Annotated in this window: 13 protein-coding genes and 1 tRNA gene; 10 read left to right on the forward strand and 4 right to left on the reverse strand. The window is 54.2% G+C overall.

What is annotated here, in order from left to right; genetic code table 11:
• Positions 1-25 precede the first annotated feature (25 nt).
• The 4 genes from HS105_04340 (at position 26) to cphA (ending at position 8,763) form a co-directional block, all read left to right on the forward strand.
• Positions 26-1,861 (forward strand): tetratricopeptide repeat protein, encoded by a 1,836-nt coding sequence (locus tag HS105_04340; protein ID MBE7515829.1) that lies wholly within the window; start codon positions 26-28, stop codon positions 1,859-1,861.
• A gap of 66 nt (positions 1,862-1,927) precedes the next feature.
• The gene (carB, locus tag HS105_04345; protein MBE7515830.1) at positions 1,928-5,152 is read left to right on the forward strand and encodes a carbamoyl-phosphate synthase large subunit; all 3,225 of its coding nucleotides are present in this window, start codon (positions 1,928-1,930) and stop codon (positions 5,150-5,152) included.
• A gap of 111 nt (positions 5,153-5,263) precedes the next feature.
• Positions 5,264-6,118, forward strand: a complete 855-nt coding sequence (locus HS105_04350) for a cyanophycinase (protein MBE7515831.1) — start codon at positions 5,264-5,266, stop codon at positions 6,116-6,118.
• 8 nt (positions 6,119-6,126) lie between these two features.
• On the forward strand, positions 6,127-8,763 hold the full coding sequence (gene cphA, locus HS105_04355; protein MBE7515832.1) for a cyanophycin synthetase: 2,637 nt from the start codon (positions 6,127-6,129) through the stop codon (positions 8,761-8,763).
• Here the strand turns inward: cphA and HS105_04360 are convergent.
• The 4 genes from HS105_04360 to HS105_04375 form a co-directional block, all read right to left on the reverse strand.
• Positions 8,756-9,712: an isoaspartyl peptidase/L-asparaginase gene (locus HS105_04360; GenBank protein ID MBE7515833.1), complete on the reverse strand. Its 957-nt coding sequence runs from the start codon at positions 9,710-9,712 to the stop codon at positions 8,756-8,758. The genes cphA and HS105_04360 overlap by 8 nt on opposite strands.
• Positions 9,713-9,848: 136 nt before the next feature.
• Entirely contained in the window at positions 9,849-10,811 is a 963-nt protein-coding gene (locus HS105_04365; protein MBE7515834.1) for a hypothetical protein, read from the reverse strand.
• 103 nt (positions 10,812-10,914) lie between these two features.
• Positions 10,915-13,428, reverse strand: a complete 2,514-nt coding sequence (gene cadA / locus HS105_04370) for a cadmium-translocating P-type ATPase (protein MBE7515835.1) — start codon at positions 13,426-13,428, stop codon at positions 10,915-10,917.
• A gap of 48 nt (positions 13,429-13,476) precedes the next feature.
• Positions 13,477-13,908: a MerR family DNA-binding protein gene (locus HS105_04375; GenBank protein MBE7515836.1), complete on the reverse strand. Its 432-nt coding sequence runs from the start codon at positions 13,906-13,908 to the stop codon at positions 13,477-13,479.
• A gap of 186 nt (positions 13,909-14,094) precedes the next feature.
• Here HS105_04375 and HS105_04380 point away from each other — a divergent pair, with 186 nt between their 5' ends.
• The 6 genes from HS105_04380 to HS105_04405 all read left to right on the forward strand — a co-directional run bounded on the left by HS105_04380 (position 14,095) and on the right by HS105_04405 (position 18,092).
• The gene (locus tag HS105_04380; GenBank protein ID MBE7515837.1) at positions 14,095-14,691 is read left to right on the forward strand and encodes a CAP domain-containing protein; all 597 of its coding nucleotides are present in this window, start codon (positions 14,095-14,097) and stop codon (positions 14,689-14,691) included.
• Between the two features lie 76 nt (positions 14,692-14,767).
• Positions 14,768-15,694, forward strand: a complete 927-nt coding sequence (ispE, locus tag HS105_04385; protein ID MBE7515838.1) for a 4-(cytidine 5'-diphospho)-2-C-methyl-D-erythritol kinase — start codon at positions 14,768-14,770, stop codon at positions 15,692-15,694.
• A 1-nt stretch (position 15,695) separates the two neighbouring features.
• Positions 15,696-15,770 (forward strand) — tRNA-Gln (locus HS105_04390).
• A 102-nt stretch (positions 15,771-15,872) separates the two neighbouring features.
• Positions 15,873-16,829: a ribose-phosphate pyrophosphokinase gene (locus HS105_04395; protein ID MBE7515839.1), complete on the forward strand. Its 957-nt coding sequence runs from the start codon at positions 15,873-15,875 to the stop codon at positions 16,827-16,829.
• Between the two features lie 40 nt (positions 16,830-16,869).
• Positions 16,870-17,514 (forward strand): 50S ribosomal protein L25, encoded by a 645-nt coding sequence (locus HS105_04400; GenBank protein MBE7515840.1) that lies wholly within the window; start codon positions 16,870-16,872, stop codon positions 17,512-17,514.
• 14 nt (positions 17,515-17,528) lie between these two features.
• Positions 17,529-18,092 (forward strand): aminoacyl-tRNA hydrolase, encoded by a 564-nt coding sequence (locus HS105_04405; GenBank protein ID MBE7515841.1) that lies wholly within the window; start codon positions 17,529-17,531, stop codon positions 18,090-18,092.
• The last annotated feature ends 47 nt before the right edge of the window (positions 18,093-18,139 follow it).

The following is an 18,139-nucleotide window of genomic DNA, read 5'->3' on the forward strand; positions in this document are numbered from 1 at the left end:
GAACGCGAAAGGTTTGGGTCTGGCTATGAGATTTTTCAGAGAGATAACGAGTTATGTGATATTTGCGGCGCTCTTATTCGCCGTACTTCCGATGGCAAGGGAAGTTCATGCTCAAGACATGGTCGAGAGCACTAGCCTTACCGGCGGCGGCAGCGCTTTCGTTTTTCGAGGGTCAAGAAAAAGTCCGCAGTCGGGAGCGGGCTTTGCGTATGCAAGTTCAGGCGAAGGAGCTCGGCTAGCGGGTTCGGCACGCCGAACCCGTACAGATGCACAGATTGCAGCTGCCGAAAAGCGCCGAAAACTTGCCGCCATCGCAGCCCGCAAAAAGGCAATGGCGGCCGCCGCTAACCGCAAACTGCGGTTGTCGAATACGCTTACGGCAAAGGCCGAAGCCAGCCTTGAGAAGGATGAGTTTGACCCCGCAATAAAGGATTTCCGTGCCGCTCTCGTGCAGAACCCGAAAAATTCGCGTGCCGCCACCGGCCTCAGCGATGCTCTTACCGGGAAAGGAATTATCGCTGCGGGATCGACGAATGACATTACTGCCGCGGGCTACTTCGAGGAAGCGATCAAATACGATAAGAATAACGATGTCGCCTACGCGAAACTCGGAGCGATCTATGACGCGGCCGGGCAAAAAGAAAAGGCTGTTGCGAACTACGAGCACGCGGTCGCGATCGACCCTGCAGCTTCAGATCTGCAGGCGACGCTCGGGCTTGCGTATGTTGAAAGCGGCGAAATAGCTAAGGCGGAAAATGCTTTGCAGCATACGGCAGGCTCTGACAGCGAGGATATCAGGCTGCTCCGTGCTCTTATACTCTACAAGCAAAACAAGAATGCTGAGGCAATTGCCGCATTCGATAACGTACTCGAACTCGATCAGCGGAATGCACTTGTGTACTTTTATCGCGGCCAGGCCTTTGCGCGCATTCCTCAAGAAGACAAGGCGATAAGTTCGTATAACAAGGCATTGGAGATCGATCCGCATTATGCCGCGGCTGCATTCGACCTCGGCGTACTCTACTATAATCAAGGCCGATACGCAGACGCCGAAAGGGCATATAAGGCCGCGATCGCCGCCGACGGAAATAACTATCAGGCTCACGCGAACCTTGCCGCAACCTATAGGCAAATGGAACGCTACCCGGACGCGGTTGCCGAGTACGAGATCGCCGCTCAGGGCATACGCAGTGCCGAGCTTTATTCGGAATGGGGCTACTGTCTCGGTAAAACCGGACAGTGGAACGACTCGGTAGCCAAATTGGAGACCGCGCGCGGGATCGACCCGTCTGCGGTTCAGAATTCGAATCTCGGGTGGGCGTACTATAACTCGGGCCAGGCAAAAGCTGCCGCGAAAGATAACGACGGAGCCAAAGCAGATTACGAAAAAAGCAAGGCGTATTCGGAGCAAGCGAAAGAGCAAGACCCTAAACTTTCGGCGCCGTACCTGAATATGGGCTCGACATACAACGCACTGGGCGAATTCCAGGCTGCCGTCCATATACTGAATAGCGGCCTTGGCCTTAATAGCAATTGGGGCCTCGCTTTGAATCAGCTTGGTGTCGGCTACCGCGGGCTTAATGACCTGAATAATGCGATCTCAACATTCAAGCGCGTTGTGGATATGAACGGAAACGACCGGTTCGGACTTTACAATCTCGGAGAGGCGTATTTCGCAAGCGGCAATAAGAAAGAAGCAAAACGAATAAATGACCGGCTTCGAAAGATCGACCCCACACTTGCCGGCGCGCTGAACGATGTATTCGAAGGCCGTATCCCCGCGTTGGGCAATATACCCTTGACACCGCGAGTAAATGTGCCGCGGGTGCCGAAGGTGCCGCGGCTGCCGCGATTTCCTTGAGTTTCAGCAAAGGCGTTCTGTGCGGTTCGAGAGAGCCGCACTTTTTTGTATAATCGTCCATTTACGATGCCAAAACGCAGCGACATACAGAAGATCCTTATCATCGGCTCAGGCCCGATCATCATCGGCCAGGCCTGTGAGTTCGATTATTCGGGCACACAGGCCTGCCGTGCGCTTCGCGACGAAGGCTTTGAGGTCGTGCTCGTCAACTCGAATCCGGCAACGATCATGACGGACCCTGAGATCGCCGACCGAACGTACATCGAGCCGCTAACCGTCGAGTCCGTCGCGGCGATAATCGATAAGGAACGGCCCGATGCTTTGCTTCCGACTGTCGGCGGCCAAACGGGCCTTAATCTTTCGGTCGAACTCTACGAAACAGGTGTCCTTGAAAGATTCGGCGTAAAGATGATCGGAGCCAATGTTGAGGCGATAAAGATCGGCGAGGATCGCGAGCTTTTCAAGAAAGCAATGGACGAGATCGGCGTGCCGTCACCGAAAGGCGGCTTCGCTCACTCATGGGAGGAGGCCCGTGCGATAGTTGAGCAGACAGGCTATCCGGCGATAGTAAGGCCAAGCTTCACGCTTGGCGGCACGGGCGGCGGTACGGCGTACAATCCCGAAGAATTCGAAGAGATCGCCCGCAGCGGCCTTGCCGCATCACCGGTTTCTCAGATACTTGTCGAAGAATCGATACTCGGGTGGAAAGAGATCGAGCTTGAGGTGATGCGCGACCTTAACGACAATGTCGTGATCGTCTGTTCGATCGAGAATTTCGACCCAATGGGAGTACATACGGGTGACTCGATCACCGTCGCTCCTGTCCAGACGCTCACGGATGTCGAGTATCAGCGGCTGCGCGATATGTCAAAGGCGTGCATCCGCAAAGTTGGCGTGGAGACCGGCGGTTCGAATATTCAGTTCGCGGTCAACCCTGAAAATGGCGATATCCGCATCATTGAAATGAATCCTCGCGTGTCGCGCTCGTCAGCTCTTGCCTCGAAAGCTACGGGATTTCCGATCGCCAAGATCGCTGCGAAACTTGCGGTCGGCTATACGCTTGACGAGATACCGAACGACATCACACGACAGACGCCCGCCTCATTTGAGCCGACGATCGACTATGTTGTAACAAAGATCCCGAAATGGGCGTTCGAGAAGTTTCCCGGTACGGAAGATGTACTCGGTACCCAGATGCGTTCGGTCGGCGAAGTGATGGCGATAGGCCGGACATTCAAGGAATCTTTATTTAAAGGACTGCGTTCACTCGAAGCAGTTAAGCCGTTGCGTTTACAAGATATTGGCGATGCCGAGCTTCAACGAAAGCTTGCGCGTCCGAACTCGCAGCGTTTCTCGTATATCACCTATGCCCTCCAGAACGGCTACTCGATCGATGAGGTCTATCGTCTGACCGGAATAGACCCTTGGTTTCTCGATCAGCTTTTGCAGGTTATGCAGTTCCAGGCGACGCTTTTGGCCAAGAACATCGATGATTACTCGTCCGACGAACTGCGGACAGCGAAGGAATACGGCCTGTCAGATCGGCGGCTTGCATATCTTACTGAAACACATGAAAAAACGGTCCGTAACCATCGAAAGACACAAGAGATAGCTCCGGTTTATAAGCGAGTTGATTCTTGTGCTGCGGAGTTCGAGTCGTTCACGCCATATCTTTACTCGACCTACGAAGAGGAGTGTGAATCGGCTCCGACGAACCGGCGAAAGATCATGATACTCGGGTCGGGGCCGAATCGTATCGGTCAAGGCATCGAGTTTGATTACTGCTGCTGTCACGCGAGTTTTTCTCTTCGGCAGGCGGGATTTGAGACCATTATGGTCAACTGCAATCCCGAAACCGTTTCAACCGACTATGACACTTCAGACAGGCTATATTTCGAACCGCTCACGTTCGAGGACGTGATGAATGTTGTCGATAAAGAGGCGCCCGAAGGTGTTATCGTCCAGTTCGGCGGGCAAACGCCGCTCAATTTAGCAGGCGAGCTTCACGATGCAGGCGTGCCGATAATCGGGACGTCGCCTGATTCGATCGATCTTGCTGAGGACCGGAAACGTTTCGGTGCGATCCTAAGCGAGCTGAATATTCCTTGTCCTGATAATTCGAGCGTAACCTCAGTTGAGGAAGCGAAAGCTGTTGCAAATAAAATAGGTTATCCTGTTATCGTACGTCCGAGTTTCGTACTGGGCGGCCGAGCAATGGCGATCGTTTATGATGAACATTCTCTTGATGAATATATGCGTTCGGCGGTCGATGCGTCGCCCGAGAAGCCCATTCTGATAGATAAATTCCTTGAACGCGCCGCCGAACTTGATGTCGATGCACTTGCAGACGAGGAAACGGTGGTGATCGCCGGTATTCAAGAGCACATTGAGGAGGCCGGAATTCATTCGGGCGACTCATCGAGCGTGCTGCCGCCTCAAAAAGTTCCCTCCGAGCACCTTGAAACTATCCGCCATTACACCGGCCTTTTGGCACGAAAGCTTCGCGTAAAAGGGCTGATGAACATACAGTTCGCGATTAAGGACGACCGTGTTTATGTGCTCGAGGTAAACCCGCGCGCCTCGCGTACGGTGCCGTTCGTCGCAAAAGCTACGGGCGTTCCTATTGCAAAGATCGCATCGCTGGTTATGGCAGGCGAAGTTAAACTCAAGGATCTCGATCTGCCGGAGGTCTTACCGGTACCGCTGATCTTCGTTAAGTCGCCGGTCTTTCCTTTCAAAAAGTTTCTCGGCGTCGATCCTGTCCTGGGGCCGGAGATGCATTCGACGGGCGAAGTGATGGGCATCGGTGCAAGCTTTGGCGAGGCATACGGCAAAGCAATGGAAGCCGCCGGGACGATGCTGCCGGCCGGCGGCAAAGCATTCATCTCCGTAAATGAGGCCGACAAGGGCCAGGCTGTCCTTCTTGCCAGGCGGCTAAAGAATCTTGGCTTCGATCTTGTCGCGACCATCGGAACGGCAAAACGGCTCAGAGAGGTCGGGCTTGAATGCGATGACATCTTTAAGGTAAACGAGGGCCGCCCAAATATCGCAGACCTTATACGGCAGGGCGAGATCGCCCTAATAATCAATACACCGCTTGGCAAGGCCTCCCATTTCGACGAAAAGGCAATACGTAAGGCGGCTTTGCAGTTCAACGTTCCGTGCGTAACCACAATGACGGGAGCAGACGCCCTGATAGCGGCCATTGCCGCTCGAGCCGCTGATTCGAGCACCGCGGTCAGAAGCCTTCAAGACATTCACAGCGGAACGCGAAACGCTGTAACCGCATGAATATGCCGCCGCCGGCAGCTAAGTTCAACTAAATTATTCCAATTCTTGATTTATGGCGGCAGATGCCATATTTTTAATTGATAATTCTGACGTTACGTTAAAGCATTTACAATGACAGATTCGCACGAGCGCGAGATCATCGGCGGGCATTTGATGGTGATCGGCGGCGCTGAGGACAAGTACAACGAACGCCGCATTCTGAGAAGATTTATCGAGCTGTCAGGCGGCGATGAGGCTGAGATCCTGATCGTGCCTGTGGCCTCGGACTATCCCGAATTCGCGGCCGATGTTTATACGCAGGCATTTAGGAATTTGGGTGTGTCGAATCCGCGCGTGCTGCGGGCGACCTCGCGCCAAGATGTCGTTTCTGCCGATGTCGGGCATCTTCTTGATGGTGTCACCGGCGTAATAATGACGGGCGGCGATCAGATGCGCCTTGTTTCATTGCTCGGAGGCACCAAACTTGCCGAGAAACTGAGGAAGACCGTTCGTGAGACCGATATCGTTCTGGCGGGGACAAGTGCCGGAGCCGCGGCCATGAGCACCTCGATGATAGTAAGAGGTGAGCCGGCGTCTCATCCGCACAAGGATGCGGCAAGGCTCTCGCCGGGCCTCGGGTTCCTAAAGAACATAATCATCGATCAGCACTTTACCGAACGCGGACGCATCAGCCGCCTAATTACGGCCGTTTCCTATAATCCTTACAATCTAGGTATCGGTATTGACGAGAATACGGCGATCATACTGGATGGTAAAGGACAACTTGAGGTTTTTGGGCAAGGCACGGCAACGATCGTTGACGGCTCACAGATAACATTCAATGAGATAGCGGAAGTTGCTGATAAACAAGCGTTTAGCGTGTGTGGAGTTCGGTTTCATGTTTTACGTGACGGGCTTACATACGACTATCTGGAGCGTATGCCGATGCAGCCGCCGAACGAATTCCTCCTGCCGGATCTTGGTTGATGAAGACTATGGAAATCTTGGAAATTCGCACACTTCGCGGGCCGAACTATTGGAGCGGCTATTGGAAAAAGCTGATCATAATGCGTCTTGATATCGGCGTTTTTGAGAAGAAGCCGACGAATAAGATCAAAGGTTTTTACGACCGGCTTGTCGAAGCTCTGCCTTCCATAGGCTCGCACGGGTGCAGTTATGGCGAGGAAGGCGGCTTTCTCAAGCGGGTCGAAGAGGGCACATGGGCAGGCCACGCTATCGAGCATTTTGCTCTCGAACTGCAGACGCTCGCAGGGATGGACACGGGCTACGGCCGGACGCGCGAAACGACCGAGAAAGGCATTTATAATGTTGTTTTTAGCTATGTCGAGGAGGAGGTCGGGCGTTATGCAGGCCGCGCGGCAGTTCGTTTATGGCTCGATCTGGCTGGCGGACGATCGGTCGATGAGATAAAGGCCGATCTTGCGAAAGAGATACAGGAGATGCGCGAACTGCGTGAGGAGGTTCGCTTCGGGCCTTCGACGGGTTCGCTTGTCGAAGAGGCCGAAAATCGAGATATTCCGTTCATTCGCCTTAACGATCAGTCGCTTGTTCAGCTCGGTTACGGCGTTAACCAGAAGAGGATACAGGCAACCACTACCGCGAACACTAACATGATCTCGGTTGATATCGCCGGTGACAAAGCCGCAACAAAAAAGCTGCTCGGCGATATGGGTGTTCCTGTGCCGAAAGGCTATCGAATCCGTGATATCGAAGACCTAGAAGACATCTTAGGTCGTGTCGGCTATCCTGCTGTGATCAAACCACTTGACGGCAATCACGGTAAGGGTGCGACTGTCGGTATCAAGAACCTTGATGAAGCAACGGTCGCTTGGGAAAAGGCAAAGGAATACTCACGGTGGATCATTGTCGAGCAGCAGCTGATCGGTGCGGATTTTCGTGCTTTGGTGGTTAATAATCGGTTGATAGCGGTTGCTGAACGCATTCCGGCACATGTAAAAGGCGACGGCAAACATTCGATCAAAGAACTGATCGATATTACAAATCAAGACCCTAGGCGCGGCTATGGCCATGAGAACGTTTTGACCGAGATCAGCATAGATAATCAGACCATGCGCTGCATTGCAAAGGCGGGATATACGCTCGAAAGCAAACTAAAGAAGGGCGAGATCCTGCACCTTAAGACCACAGCGAACATCTCGACCGGCGGCACGGCGATCGACCGAACGGATGAAGTGCATCCTGAGAACGTATTTTTGTTCGAACGCATTGCGAAGATAATAGGCCTGGATGTTGCAGGCATTGATGTTATAGCTCCGAATGTCAGCGAGCCCCTGAGGCAGAACGGCGGCGGCATCATCGAGGTGAATGCAGCTCCGGGATTTCGAATGCATCTGGCTCCGAGCGAGGGCATCGGCAGGAATGTCGCTGAACACGTGATCGAGATGCTGTTTCCGCCCGGAGCTCAGGCAAGGATACCTATCTTTGCTATCACGGGCACGAACGGAAAGACAACGACGACACGGCTGATCGCGCATATCCTGAAAAATAGCGGACGCAGCGTCGGATTTACCACTACGGACGGTACGTACATCGGTAACCAGCAGATCGTGCAGGGTGATAATACAGGGCCTGTTTCGGCTCAGCTGGTTCTCAAAGACCCGACAGTTGATGTTGCGGTGCTTGAGACCGCACGCGGCGGCATCATACGAAGCGGACTTGGATTCGACTATTGTGATATCGGTGTAGTGCTTAATATTGCGGCCGATCATCTCGGCCTGAAGGATGTTAATACACTAGAGGATCTCGCACGCGTCAAGTCTGTCGTGCCGCGTGCTGTCTCGAAGCGCGGTTTTACTGTGCTCAATGCAGAAGATCCGCTTGTTTATGAAATGAAAGAGTTGACCGACGGTACCGTGGTTTGCTTTTCGATGGATGAAGATCATCCGAACATAAAGAAACGTGCCGAGCGTGGCCGCATCACCTGTGTTTATGAGAACGGTTACGTAACCATCTTAAAGGGTAAGTGGAAGGTGCGCGTCGAAAAGGCGTCGAATATTCCGATCACATACGACGGCCGTGCTGAATTCATGATCCAGAACGTGCTCGCAGCAACGCTCGCGTGCTTTGTGCATGGTGTTTCGCTTGAAGACCTTCGCGTCGGGCTGACGACATTCAACGCGGGAACGGCGCAGACGCCGGGACGCTTGAATTTTGTCGAGATCGGCGACGTTACTGTCCTTATGGACTACGCACACAATCCGGCGGGGCTGCGAGGTTTGACGGCGTTCATCAACAAGCTGCCGAACAAATATCGTACCTGCGTCATCAACGGCACCGGGGACCGTCGCGATCAGGACATCATCGAACTAGGGCAGATCGCCGGCGGAACATTTGACCGTATTGTGATCCGCCGCGGACATTATCTGCGCGGGCGTGATGAGAATGAGACCTACGCACTGCTTAAGAAGGGTATTGCCCTGTCGGGCAAGGAGCCGACGATCCGCGTTATTCCTGAGAGCCGCGATGCGATCCATCACGCGATCAAATACGGGCGAAAAGGCGAACTTGTTGTTACACTTGCCGACCGCGTGCCGGACGATATGGCGATAGTGCAGGAGTATAAGGATATGAAGGCGGCCGAGTTCAAGTAGCCTTATTCGGCCGCTGCGATGACGCTGCTTGTTCTGAATAAATGCCGATCTGCGGACTGCCGCCTTCGGTAATAAAGCCTCTGTACATACCTTCTGAATTGAACGGCAGCGTTACGTTGCCGTATTGATCGACCGCGATGAGTCCGCCTTCGCCCCCGATCTCGGTGAGCCTCGCGACGGTTTCCTCAGCCGCATCGTTTAACGAAAGGCCTTTGTATCTCATACGCGCGGCAACATCGTGGGCCGCTACGCTCAGCATGAAATACTCGCCGTGGCCGGTACAGGACACGGCGCAGATATCATCTGCGTAGGTTCCGAGTCCGACGAGCGGCGTGTCGCCGACGCGGCCGAACTTCTTATTGGTCATCCCGCCGGTCGATGTCGCGGCCGCAAGCCGTCCGCTGCCGTCGCATGCTACCGCTCCAACGGTTCCCATTGCCTTTGGTGCCGAGTGATCCAGTCGGATACGCCCGTCGGCGAGTGCATCCTGAAGCTGCCGCCAGCGGTGCTCGGTAAAGAAATACTCATCCGGCTCGGTTGAGACACCGAGTTCTTCCGCAAATTGACCGGCGCCTTCGCCTGCGAGCAGAACGTGCGGCGTACGATCCATAACGAGCCGGGCAAGTGAGATCGGATTGCGGATATTCTTGACCGCCGCGACCGCGCCGGCCTTTAGAGCGGAGCCATCCATGATCGCCGCATCCATTTCCTGCTTGCCTTCGTGTGTGAAAACTGCACCGCGGCCGGCGTTAAAAAGCGGAAAATCTTCGAGTGAACAAACTGCAGCCTCGACCGCGTCGAGCGCAGAGCCTTTTCGGCATAAAACCTTCCAACCGGCGTCCATTGCGGCCTCGAGTCCTTTGCGGTATTCGGCTTCGAGTGCCGGCGTCATCTGCGACCGCAGGATCGTGCCTGCTCCTCCGTGGATAGCTAAAGCAATTTTCGTCATATTTCGATGTTACAGTTTATTTGCTGAAAATGCTCAATGGGCATTACGCGGGCGGGAAAGCGAAAGATGCCGCACGACCCATCGGGACGCGCGGCATTCTCAGCTATGCAACGTTCGATCCGGCGCTTGTTTGCCGTTAATGAGCTGCCTCGACAGAGCGGATCACCCATTGGGCGATTCTTGCATCGGGAAGCAGGCCCTGAGGCGAAATAGTGTAATCAAGTCCGGCGAGCCGTTTCTTCACGCCTTCTTCGATGCCGCCGTACGAGAGCAGCAGCGGAACGATCAGTACACTCGATCTTTCATCGAGAGCGCGTTTTACGATGGAACGGAATTCCTCGGTCGCTCGGCTGCGGATCGGTTCGGGAGCATCGTCGCGAACGGTCAGATAGTCGATCCGCTTATACGAGCTTTCTGCCTTCATCTCATTCGCGATCTGGGACATATCTTTCAGCCACAGGTCGTTCGCGGCATCATCCACAGGGCCGTGTGCGACGATAACGACAACCTCTTTCTTCGGTGCCTTGCTGATCGATCTTGCGTGGTCGAGCAATATCTTTGCAACGACAGGGTCGGCATCAAGCGCAGGTACTGTCTTTATTACCGCTTTATGCGTAACAGGCGTTGTTGGGTCGAAAGCGGGGCTTTCAGACAACATATCGCTGCTTGCGTGGCCATCGTGCCCCATCGAACCATGATCCATCTTTGCGAACTTGGCGAGGTCGGCCGGAGCGGTCTTTCCGGAACCGAGAAGATACTCTGTCGATGTTATCACCGTGCTCTTTGATGATATGAAAAGAGGAACGGCAACAATGGTTGATGCTCCGCGTTCTTCCAGCTTATTGATCGCGTCCTGGATCGTGCGTTTGGTAGCCATACCGAATGCAACCTCGGTCGGAAACTTCTTATCGACCTCTGCGGCGACGCGCCGAACCTCTTCATTCCAATTCGCCTGTCCGCCGTGGGCAAGCAGAAGCACACCGACGTCGCCCTTCGAATGCGACATCGCAGGGTCGTGATGCGAATGCTGCGCTTGTGACGCAGAGACAATTAAAACGAGAGCAAAAAGAGCAGCGAAATATCTCTTCAAATTCAACATAAATTTCATATATACCAACAAGGTAACGATGTTAGACTAATTGAAAGTTATTTTCAACAGTAGAAATGGTTATGTTGAATGAACAAAGTCTCGATCTTGAACTTCAGATCTTTGCTGACCTGAGGCGAAGGGCATTTGCGATGACCGAGACCGAGCTGAAAGTCATCGCCGCACTTGCGATCATAGGTGAAAGCAGAAGCCCGAAGACAGGGAACAAAATTCCTGCCGCAACGGGAACTCCGACGCTGTTGTACACAAAGGCAAAGAATAGATTTTGGCGAATATTCTTCATTGTCGCACGGCTTAGGTTGCGGGCCTTAAGAATTCCTGTGAGGTCGGGCCTAAGCAGCGTGATGTCGGCAGATTCGATCGCTACATCGGTGCCGCTTGCAAATGCGATGCCTACATCGGCCTGAGCGAGAGCAGGTGCATCGTTAACACCGTCGCCGGCCATCGCGACCTTCCTGCCATTTGCCTGCAGTTCTTTTACGGCGGCTGCCTTGTCCTGCGGCATAACTTCGGCAAAGAAGCGGCCGATCCCCAGCGTTCTCGCGACCGCTTCAGCCGTTGATGCGTTATCGCCGGTCATCATCATAACTTCGATGCCTTGCCGGTGAAGCTCATCAATGGCTGCTTTTGCAGATGGTTTGATCGCATCGGCGACCGCGATCTCGCCTATCGGCATATCGTTCACAACGACCGCAAGCCGTGAGCCGGCTTCGCCTTGTCCTACTGCGTAGTCATTAGTTGAAGGTACAAAACCCTTCTCCACACGTCCTACAAACACTTTCTTGCCGTCAACTTCGCCTGTGATGCCTATGCCCGTGGTCGAACGGAAATCATTTGCCTCTGAGATCGTAAGGCCGCGTTTTTCGGCCTCGGCAAGGACCGCCGCGGCAAGGGGATGTTCGCTGTGGCGTTCGAGTGATGCGGCAAGGCGGACGACCTCGTCGGCGGTGTATTTGTCACCATCGACAGCATTTACACCGACGACCGCCGGCTTTCCTTCGGTGAGCGTACCGGTCTTATCAATTATCATCGAGTCGATCTTCTCGAGGGTTTCAAGGGCCTCAGCCTTTTTGACGAGTACGCCGTTCTTGGCGCCTTTGCCCGTTCCGACCATTATTGACATAGGCGTTGCGAGGCCGAGAGCGCAGGGGCAAGCGATTATGAGCACGGAAACTGCCGCAACGATCGCTGATGCAAGGCTGCCCAATGTGACCCACACCACGAATGAGACAGCGGCGACAACTATCACCGCCGGAACAAAATACGCCGAGACGACATCTGCCAGACGCTGTATCGGAGCACGGCTACGCTGAGCTTCGCCGACCATTCGGACGATATTCGCCAAAAGCGTTTCTCCGCCGACCTTCTCGGCCCGCATCTTAAAACTGCCGCTGCCGTTCATCGTACCGCCGATCACTTTGTCGCCGGAACGCTTTTCGACCGGCATCGACTCGCCTGTCACCATAGATTCGTCTATCGCCGACGATCCTTCCACGATCTCACCATCCGTCGGGATCTTTTCATTAGCTTTTACTCGAAGGAGTTGTCCCGCGTGAACGTGTGAAAGCTCGACGGCCTCTTCGCTGCCGTCGGCTTTGACGATAGTTGCCGTGTCGGGAGCAAGCCGCAGAAGTTCTTTGATAGTAGAGGATGTTTGTGAGCGTGCCCTTAATTCGAGCACTTGGCCGAGGAGCACGAGCGACGTTATTACTGCAGCTGATTCAAAATATAGCGGTACCGAGCCTGTGTGAGGGTCGAGCATCGATGTCGGGAATACCTGCGGGAACAGAAGGCCCACAAGGCTCAATAGGTAAGCGGCGCCCGTGCCGATTGCGATCAGCGTGAACATATTCGGGCTTAAATTTCTTATCGAAGCGACCGCACGCTCAAAGAACGGAGCTCCGGCCCACAGCACTACAGGCGTTGCAAGAGCGAACTGAACCCACGCCAAAGTTCCTTGCCATGTATGAAGAAATCCTGCCGGCACGAACATCTCACCCATTGCGATCACAAAGACAGGCACGGTGAAGACAAGGCTTATGCTAAACCGCCGCTTCATATCGTCGTATTCCGGGTCCGGCAGGTCATCCAGCGTGATCTCTTTCGGCTCAAGCGCCATTCCGCAGATAGGACAAGTTCCGGGACCGATCTGTACGATCTCAGGATGCATCGGGCAGGTATATTCGACATTTGTGGGTTGATCGGCCGGCTGCTTCGGTTCGAGATATCTTTGCGGGTCGGCTGCAAATTTTGTACGGCAGCCCGGCATACAGAAGTAATATTTCGTGCCGTTATGTTCGAATTCGTCCGCCGCTGCCGCAGGATCGACCGACATACCGCAGACAGGGTCGATCACCGACGAGGGTTTGCCGCAATATTCACCCGCATCAGGAGTTTCAGCGGCCAAATATTTCGCAGGTTCTTTTTCAAAGTGGTCCCGACATCCGGAATTACAGAAATAGTACGTTTTGCCGTCAAGCACATAACTCGCTGCGGCGGTTTCGGGTGTGACGAGCATTTTGCAGACCGGATCGGTATGTATCTCCGGTTCGGGTTCGGGCCGTTTGCGGCTCAGTTGTGTAAGTTGTGTTTTTCCGTTGGTTTCCATAGCATTTCTCGTTACTCAACAGTTTACATCCTGACAGTTGGTGTCAGGTCAAGGGCGATCTGCGGTACTGTCTGAAGAGTCGGAAAAAGATTCGATCAGACGGCAGACGGAATGGCCGTCGGGAGCCGAGTTTTTCATTGACGCCCACAGATCGGCAGCCTTTTCGAGACGATCTTGGAGGCGCTTGAGTTCGCGGATCTTCTGGCGATTTTCCTTTATGCGCCGCTGTACGATCTCGCGAACCATCGGACACGGCGAATCGCCATGCGACGCGTCGGAAAGTACCTTTTCGATCTCGCCAAGCGTGAATCCCAGCTCTTTGGCTGATGCAATGAACCGCAGCCGCTGAACATCATCGCGGCTGTACATCTTATAGCCGTTACGAAGGTCGCGTGACGGTTTTAGAAGTCCGATGCGGGTGTAATGGCGGACGGTGAAAAGCGGCACGTTCGCACGCTTTGCGATAACGGAAGCTGTCATCATAGGTCAATATTACTTTGTTCAGAGATTTTCAGGAATAGACGGCCGATTGCTCGTTTCTAATTAGTGGCGGGATTTACCGATCCCGCCGGACCTTAACCGAAAAGGCGCGCGTCCGGTATGCGGACGCAAGCAAAGCCAAGAGGCCGCAGTTGCGGCGATCTCGGGCTGCCGAAGTGAGGATAAATGCGCAGAACCTTTCTTGCTCTCCTATTAGCTGTTTCCGGCCTCTCGATCACCGTATTCGCACAGGCGTCGCGGCCTGCAAAGCCGATGGCAATTCGGGTTGGCATCGGCGGCGGATTTCTCGACCCCGACTCGCGTCCGAGGGTTGCGAATGTCGAAAAGGTCGCAGCCGTCAAGTCATCCGTGATCGCGAACACCGCCTCGTTCGAAAAGGCCGCGTTCGATATGATCAACCAAAAAAGAGCGGAGCAAGGATTGAAGCCTCTCGAATGGAGCGGACGGCTTCTGAGTGTTGCACGTACGCATTCGCAGAACATGGCCGAATACGATTTCTTTTCTCACAAGGGCCTCGACGGCAAATACGTAAGCGATCGCGCGGATGACGCGCAGATCGGAACGTGGCGGCTGATCGGTGAGAACATCGCATTTAACCGCGGTTTTAATGACCCGGTCGCAAAGGCGGTCGAACTTTGGCTCAACTCCGCAACACATCGGCGCAACCTCTTAAATCCGGATTGGAGAGAAACGGCCGTCGGCATCGCGATCGGCGAGGACGGTTCGTACTACTTCACCCAGGTCTTTCTGGTCAGGAAATGATCGGGTCAACTTTCGATATTAAAGCTCCGAATTTCCTGCAATAGGGAATTCGGAGTTTCTAATTTATCCTTATAGCGTGTCGTTCTCTCTGTCGTCTTACGCAAAGGTTAATCTCGGCCTGCGGATCTTGGGCAAGCGCAGCGACGGTTTGCACGAGCTTTGCACCGTTTTTCAGACCGTATCGCTGCACGACACTCTTACCTTCTCTCCGGCGGCCGGTCTTGAGCTTTCCTGCGACGATCCGCAAATCCCTGTTGACGGGAGCAACTTGATCGTGCGGGCAGCTCATCTGCTCGGGGAAATTGCCGGCAGAGAAGTTACCGGCCGCATACATTTGCAGAAGAGCATCCCGTCGCCGGGCGGCCTGGGCGGAGGCTCCTCGAATGCCGTTTCCGCGATAGTGGGCCTTTGCAGGCTCAATTCGATCATTCTGTCAAAACCTGAATCGTTTGCCGGGCAGATCTCCCGGCTTGGCGCGGACGTGCCATTCTTCTTGTATGGCGGAACGGCGTTGGGAACAGGACGCGGAGACATGATCTCGTCCGAGATCGAGCAGGCCGACTATCCGTATATGCTGATCGTCACTCCTGACGTCGCGGTCCCGACGGCAGGAGCTTTCCGTGCATTCAATGCTAAGCCCTTGACTTCTGTTGGGGCTGAACGTATCCTTACTGTTTGCCGAAACGAGGCTGAGTATTTGACTCTGTCTCGAGCCGCGTTGATAAATGACCTCGAATCGACGGTGTTCGCAGCTTTTCCCGAGATCGAGCGGGTAAAGGATACTTTGATCGAACTCGGGGCAGTTAATGCGGCGATGAGCGGCAGCGGAGCATCGGTCTTCGCGGTATTTGATAACAGAGAGACACGGCAAACAGCATTAGAAGCCCTAGACTCGGAACGAGCGTGGCGAAAGTTTGCCGTAGCAACCGTTTCGCGTGGCGAATACCAGCGCGATACACAGATCAGTGAGGTTGTTTCCGCGTCGATTCTCAACAGATCTTAATTGGGGCGTAGCCAAGTGGTAAGGCACCGGGTTTTGGTTCCGGCATTCGTAGGTTCGAATCCTCCCGCCCCAGCCAAGTGTGAATTGTCGAAAGCGGGCGTCTCCGGTACTGAGATGTCCGTTTTCTTTTTGCGGAGTTCGAGGTTTGATTTAACGGGCAACGCCCGATATTGATCAGATGAGCGTTACAGGAAAGATCAAGATATTCACAGGCACGGCACACCCGGCGCTGGCCGAGGAGATCTGTGCGCACCTCGGCTGTGATATCGGCAGTGCCGTAACCGCCCGCTTTTCGGACGGCGAGTTCAATTTTCAGATCGGCGAGAATGTCCGCGGACACGATGTTTTTATCGTCCAGCCGACCTGTCCGCCCAGCGACCGGCACTTGATGGAACTGCTGATCATGATCGATGCTTTCACCAGAGCATCAGCAGAACGTGTAACGGCGGTTATTCCGTATTTCGGCTATGCGCGTTCGGACAAGAAAGACCGCCCGCGTGTGCCGATCGCCGCGAAGATGGCGGCAAATATCATCACAAAGGCAGGTGCGCACCGTGTACTCACGATCGACCTGCATGCGTCGCAGATCCAAGGGTTCTTTGATATTCCGGTGGATCATCTTTATGCGGCCCCGGTCGTGGTTGATTACTTTAACCGCAATCCGATAGACAATTTGATCGTGGTGGCTCCTGATACCGGCGGTGCTGAACGTGCAAGAGCGTATGCAAAGCGGCTGGATGCCGGGCTTGCACTCTGCGACAAGCGTCGTGAGCGAGCGAATGAGGCAGACGTAATGAATATCGTGGGCGATGTTCGGTCGAAGAACTGCCTGATAATAGACGATATGTGTGATACGGGCGGGACGATCTGCAAGGTGGCGGAGGCTCTTCACCGCTCGGGTGCCGATCAGATCTCGGCCTGCTTTACGCACGGAGTCCTCAGCGGAAATGCGATTGACAATATCACAAATTCGCATCTGACAAAGGTGATAGTTACCAATACTATCCCTACCGACGACAAGGCGCAGGCGTTGATCGATTCGGGTCGGCTTGAGGTTTTGAGCGTGGCCGGCCTGTTGGCATCGGCAATACGCTCTATACATGATGAAACGAGTGTTTCGTCATTGTTCATTTAGATCGCGGAGCAGATCCGGATGGCTGCTCGATAAAAAGGATATGGCAAACAAATTTGTAGTAAATGCTGAAAAGCGTGATGAACGCGGCAAGAATGACGCACGGCGTCTCCGTGTGGCGGGCAAGATCCCTGCGGTGGTTTATGGCGGCGGGTCTGAGAATATGTCCGTCGCGGCGCCGTTGGCCGAACTTGCGGCTATTCTGCGCAGCGATACAGGCGTCAACACGGTCTTTTCGCTGGATATCGCCGGCGAAGGCGTTCATGATGTGATCTTTCAGGACCGCCAGATCGACCCGATCATGGGCAGGCTGATCCACGCCGACCTTCGACGCTTTGCAAAGGGCGAAAAGATCGAGATGCTGGTTCCCGTTCATCTGACGGGCCACGCCGAAGGGCTTAGCGAGGCCGGATCTGTACTTTCGCATGCTTTGCGTGAGGTGAAGGTGCTTTGCGAACCAACCAAGACGCCTGAGTTCTTTGAGATCGACGTTACCGAGCTTGCTGCGGGACATGCGATCCATGTTTCGAGTATTAAGGTTGAGGAAGGTGTCGAGATCCTCGAAGACCCCGAGACCGTTATCGCATCGATCTTGATCGTAAGCGAGGCGAGCCTTGAACCGCAGCTTGAGGAAGGTGCTGAACCCGTAGTTGCGGGCGAAGAACCTAAGCCTGACGCAGCGGAATAGGCAGTGCGTTCGACGTGAGCGGTTGGCTGGTCATCGGTCTCGGTAATCCGGGCAGCGAGTATGAAAGGACAAGGCATAATGTCGGTTTCATGGCCGTTGATCTGCTTGCAGCGAGGATGCAAACCTTGGTCAAACGTCTTGAGTGCCGATCATTCATCGGCCGCGGAATGCTTGACGCAACTGCTGTCGAATTGGTAAAGCCGCAGACATTCATGAATTTGAGCGGAGAGGCGGCACGGTGTCTGTTGGCAAAAGAGGCTCGAAGCATTGAAAGGCTGATCGTGATCTCGGATGACGCGGCGATTCCGTTCGGTTCGCTTCGGATAAGACGCAGCGGCAGCCACGGCGGGCAGAACGGCCTTAGGTCGATGATCGAGCAGTTGAAAACACAGGAATTCGCACGCGTGCGTATCGGCATCGGGCCGGATCATCCGATAAGTGATCTGAGCCGCTTCGTTCTGGAGAAATTCTCAAAGAAAGAAGCTGATGTACTTGGTGAAACGATCGGGCGCGCGGCAGACGCCGTCGAGGTCATCATCCGGAACGATATTGATACCGCGATGGCGAGGTTTAATTAAGATTTTGATGTTCCCTTGCTTCATCAACTATATGGTGAGGCTGGTTG

It is taken from the genome of Chloracidobacterium sp. (assembly GCA_015075585.1).
In the GTDB taxonomy this organism is placed as follows: Bacteria; Acidobacteriota; Blastocatellia; order Pyrinomonadales; family Pyrinomonadaceae; genus OLB17.

Coding starts and splice junctions, on each gene's coding strand:
- cphA (MBE7515832.1), top strand. CDS start 6,127: ATGGAAATCTTGGAAATTCGCACACTTCGCGGGCCGAACTATTGGAGC.
- HS105_04340 (MBE7515829.1), top strand. CDS start 26: ATGAGATTTTTCAGAGAGATAACGAGTTATGTGATATTTGCGGCGCTC.
- HS105_04360 (MBE7515833.1), bottom strand. CDS start 9,712: ATGACGAAAATTGCTTTAGCTATCCACGGAGGAGCAGGCACGATCCTG.
- HS105_04380 (MBE7515837.1), top strand. CDS start 14,095: ATGCGCAGAACCTTTCTTGCTCTCCTATTAGCTGTTTCCGGCCTCTCG.
- HS105_04400 (MBE7515840.1), top strand. CDS start 16,870: ATGGCAAACAAATTTGTAGTAAATGCTGAAAAGCGTGATGAACGCGGC.
- HS105_04350 (MBE7515831.1), top strand. CDS start 5,264: ATGACAGATTCGCACGAGCGCGAGATCATCGGCGGGCATTTGATGGTG.
- HS105_04375 (MBE7515836.1), bottom strand. CDS start 13,908: ATGACAGCTTCCGTTATCGCAAAGCGTGCGAACGTGCCGCTTTTCACC.
- HS105_04395 (MBE7515839.1), top strand. CDS start 15,873: ATGAGCGTTACAGGAAAGATCAAGATATTCACAGGCACGGCACACCCG.
- carB (MBE7515830.1), top strand. CDS start 1,928: ATGCCAAAACGCAGCGACATACAGAAGATCCTTATCATCGGCTCAGGC.
- HS105_04365 (MBE7515834.1), bottom strand. CDS start 10,811: ATGTTGAATTTGAAGAGATATTTCGCTGCTCTTTTTGCTCTCGTTTTA.
- cadA (MBE7515835.1), bottom strand. CDS start 13,428: ATGGAAACCAACGGAAAAACACAACTTACACAACTGAGCCGCAAACGG.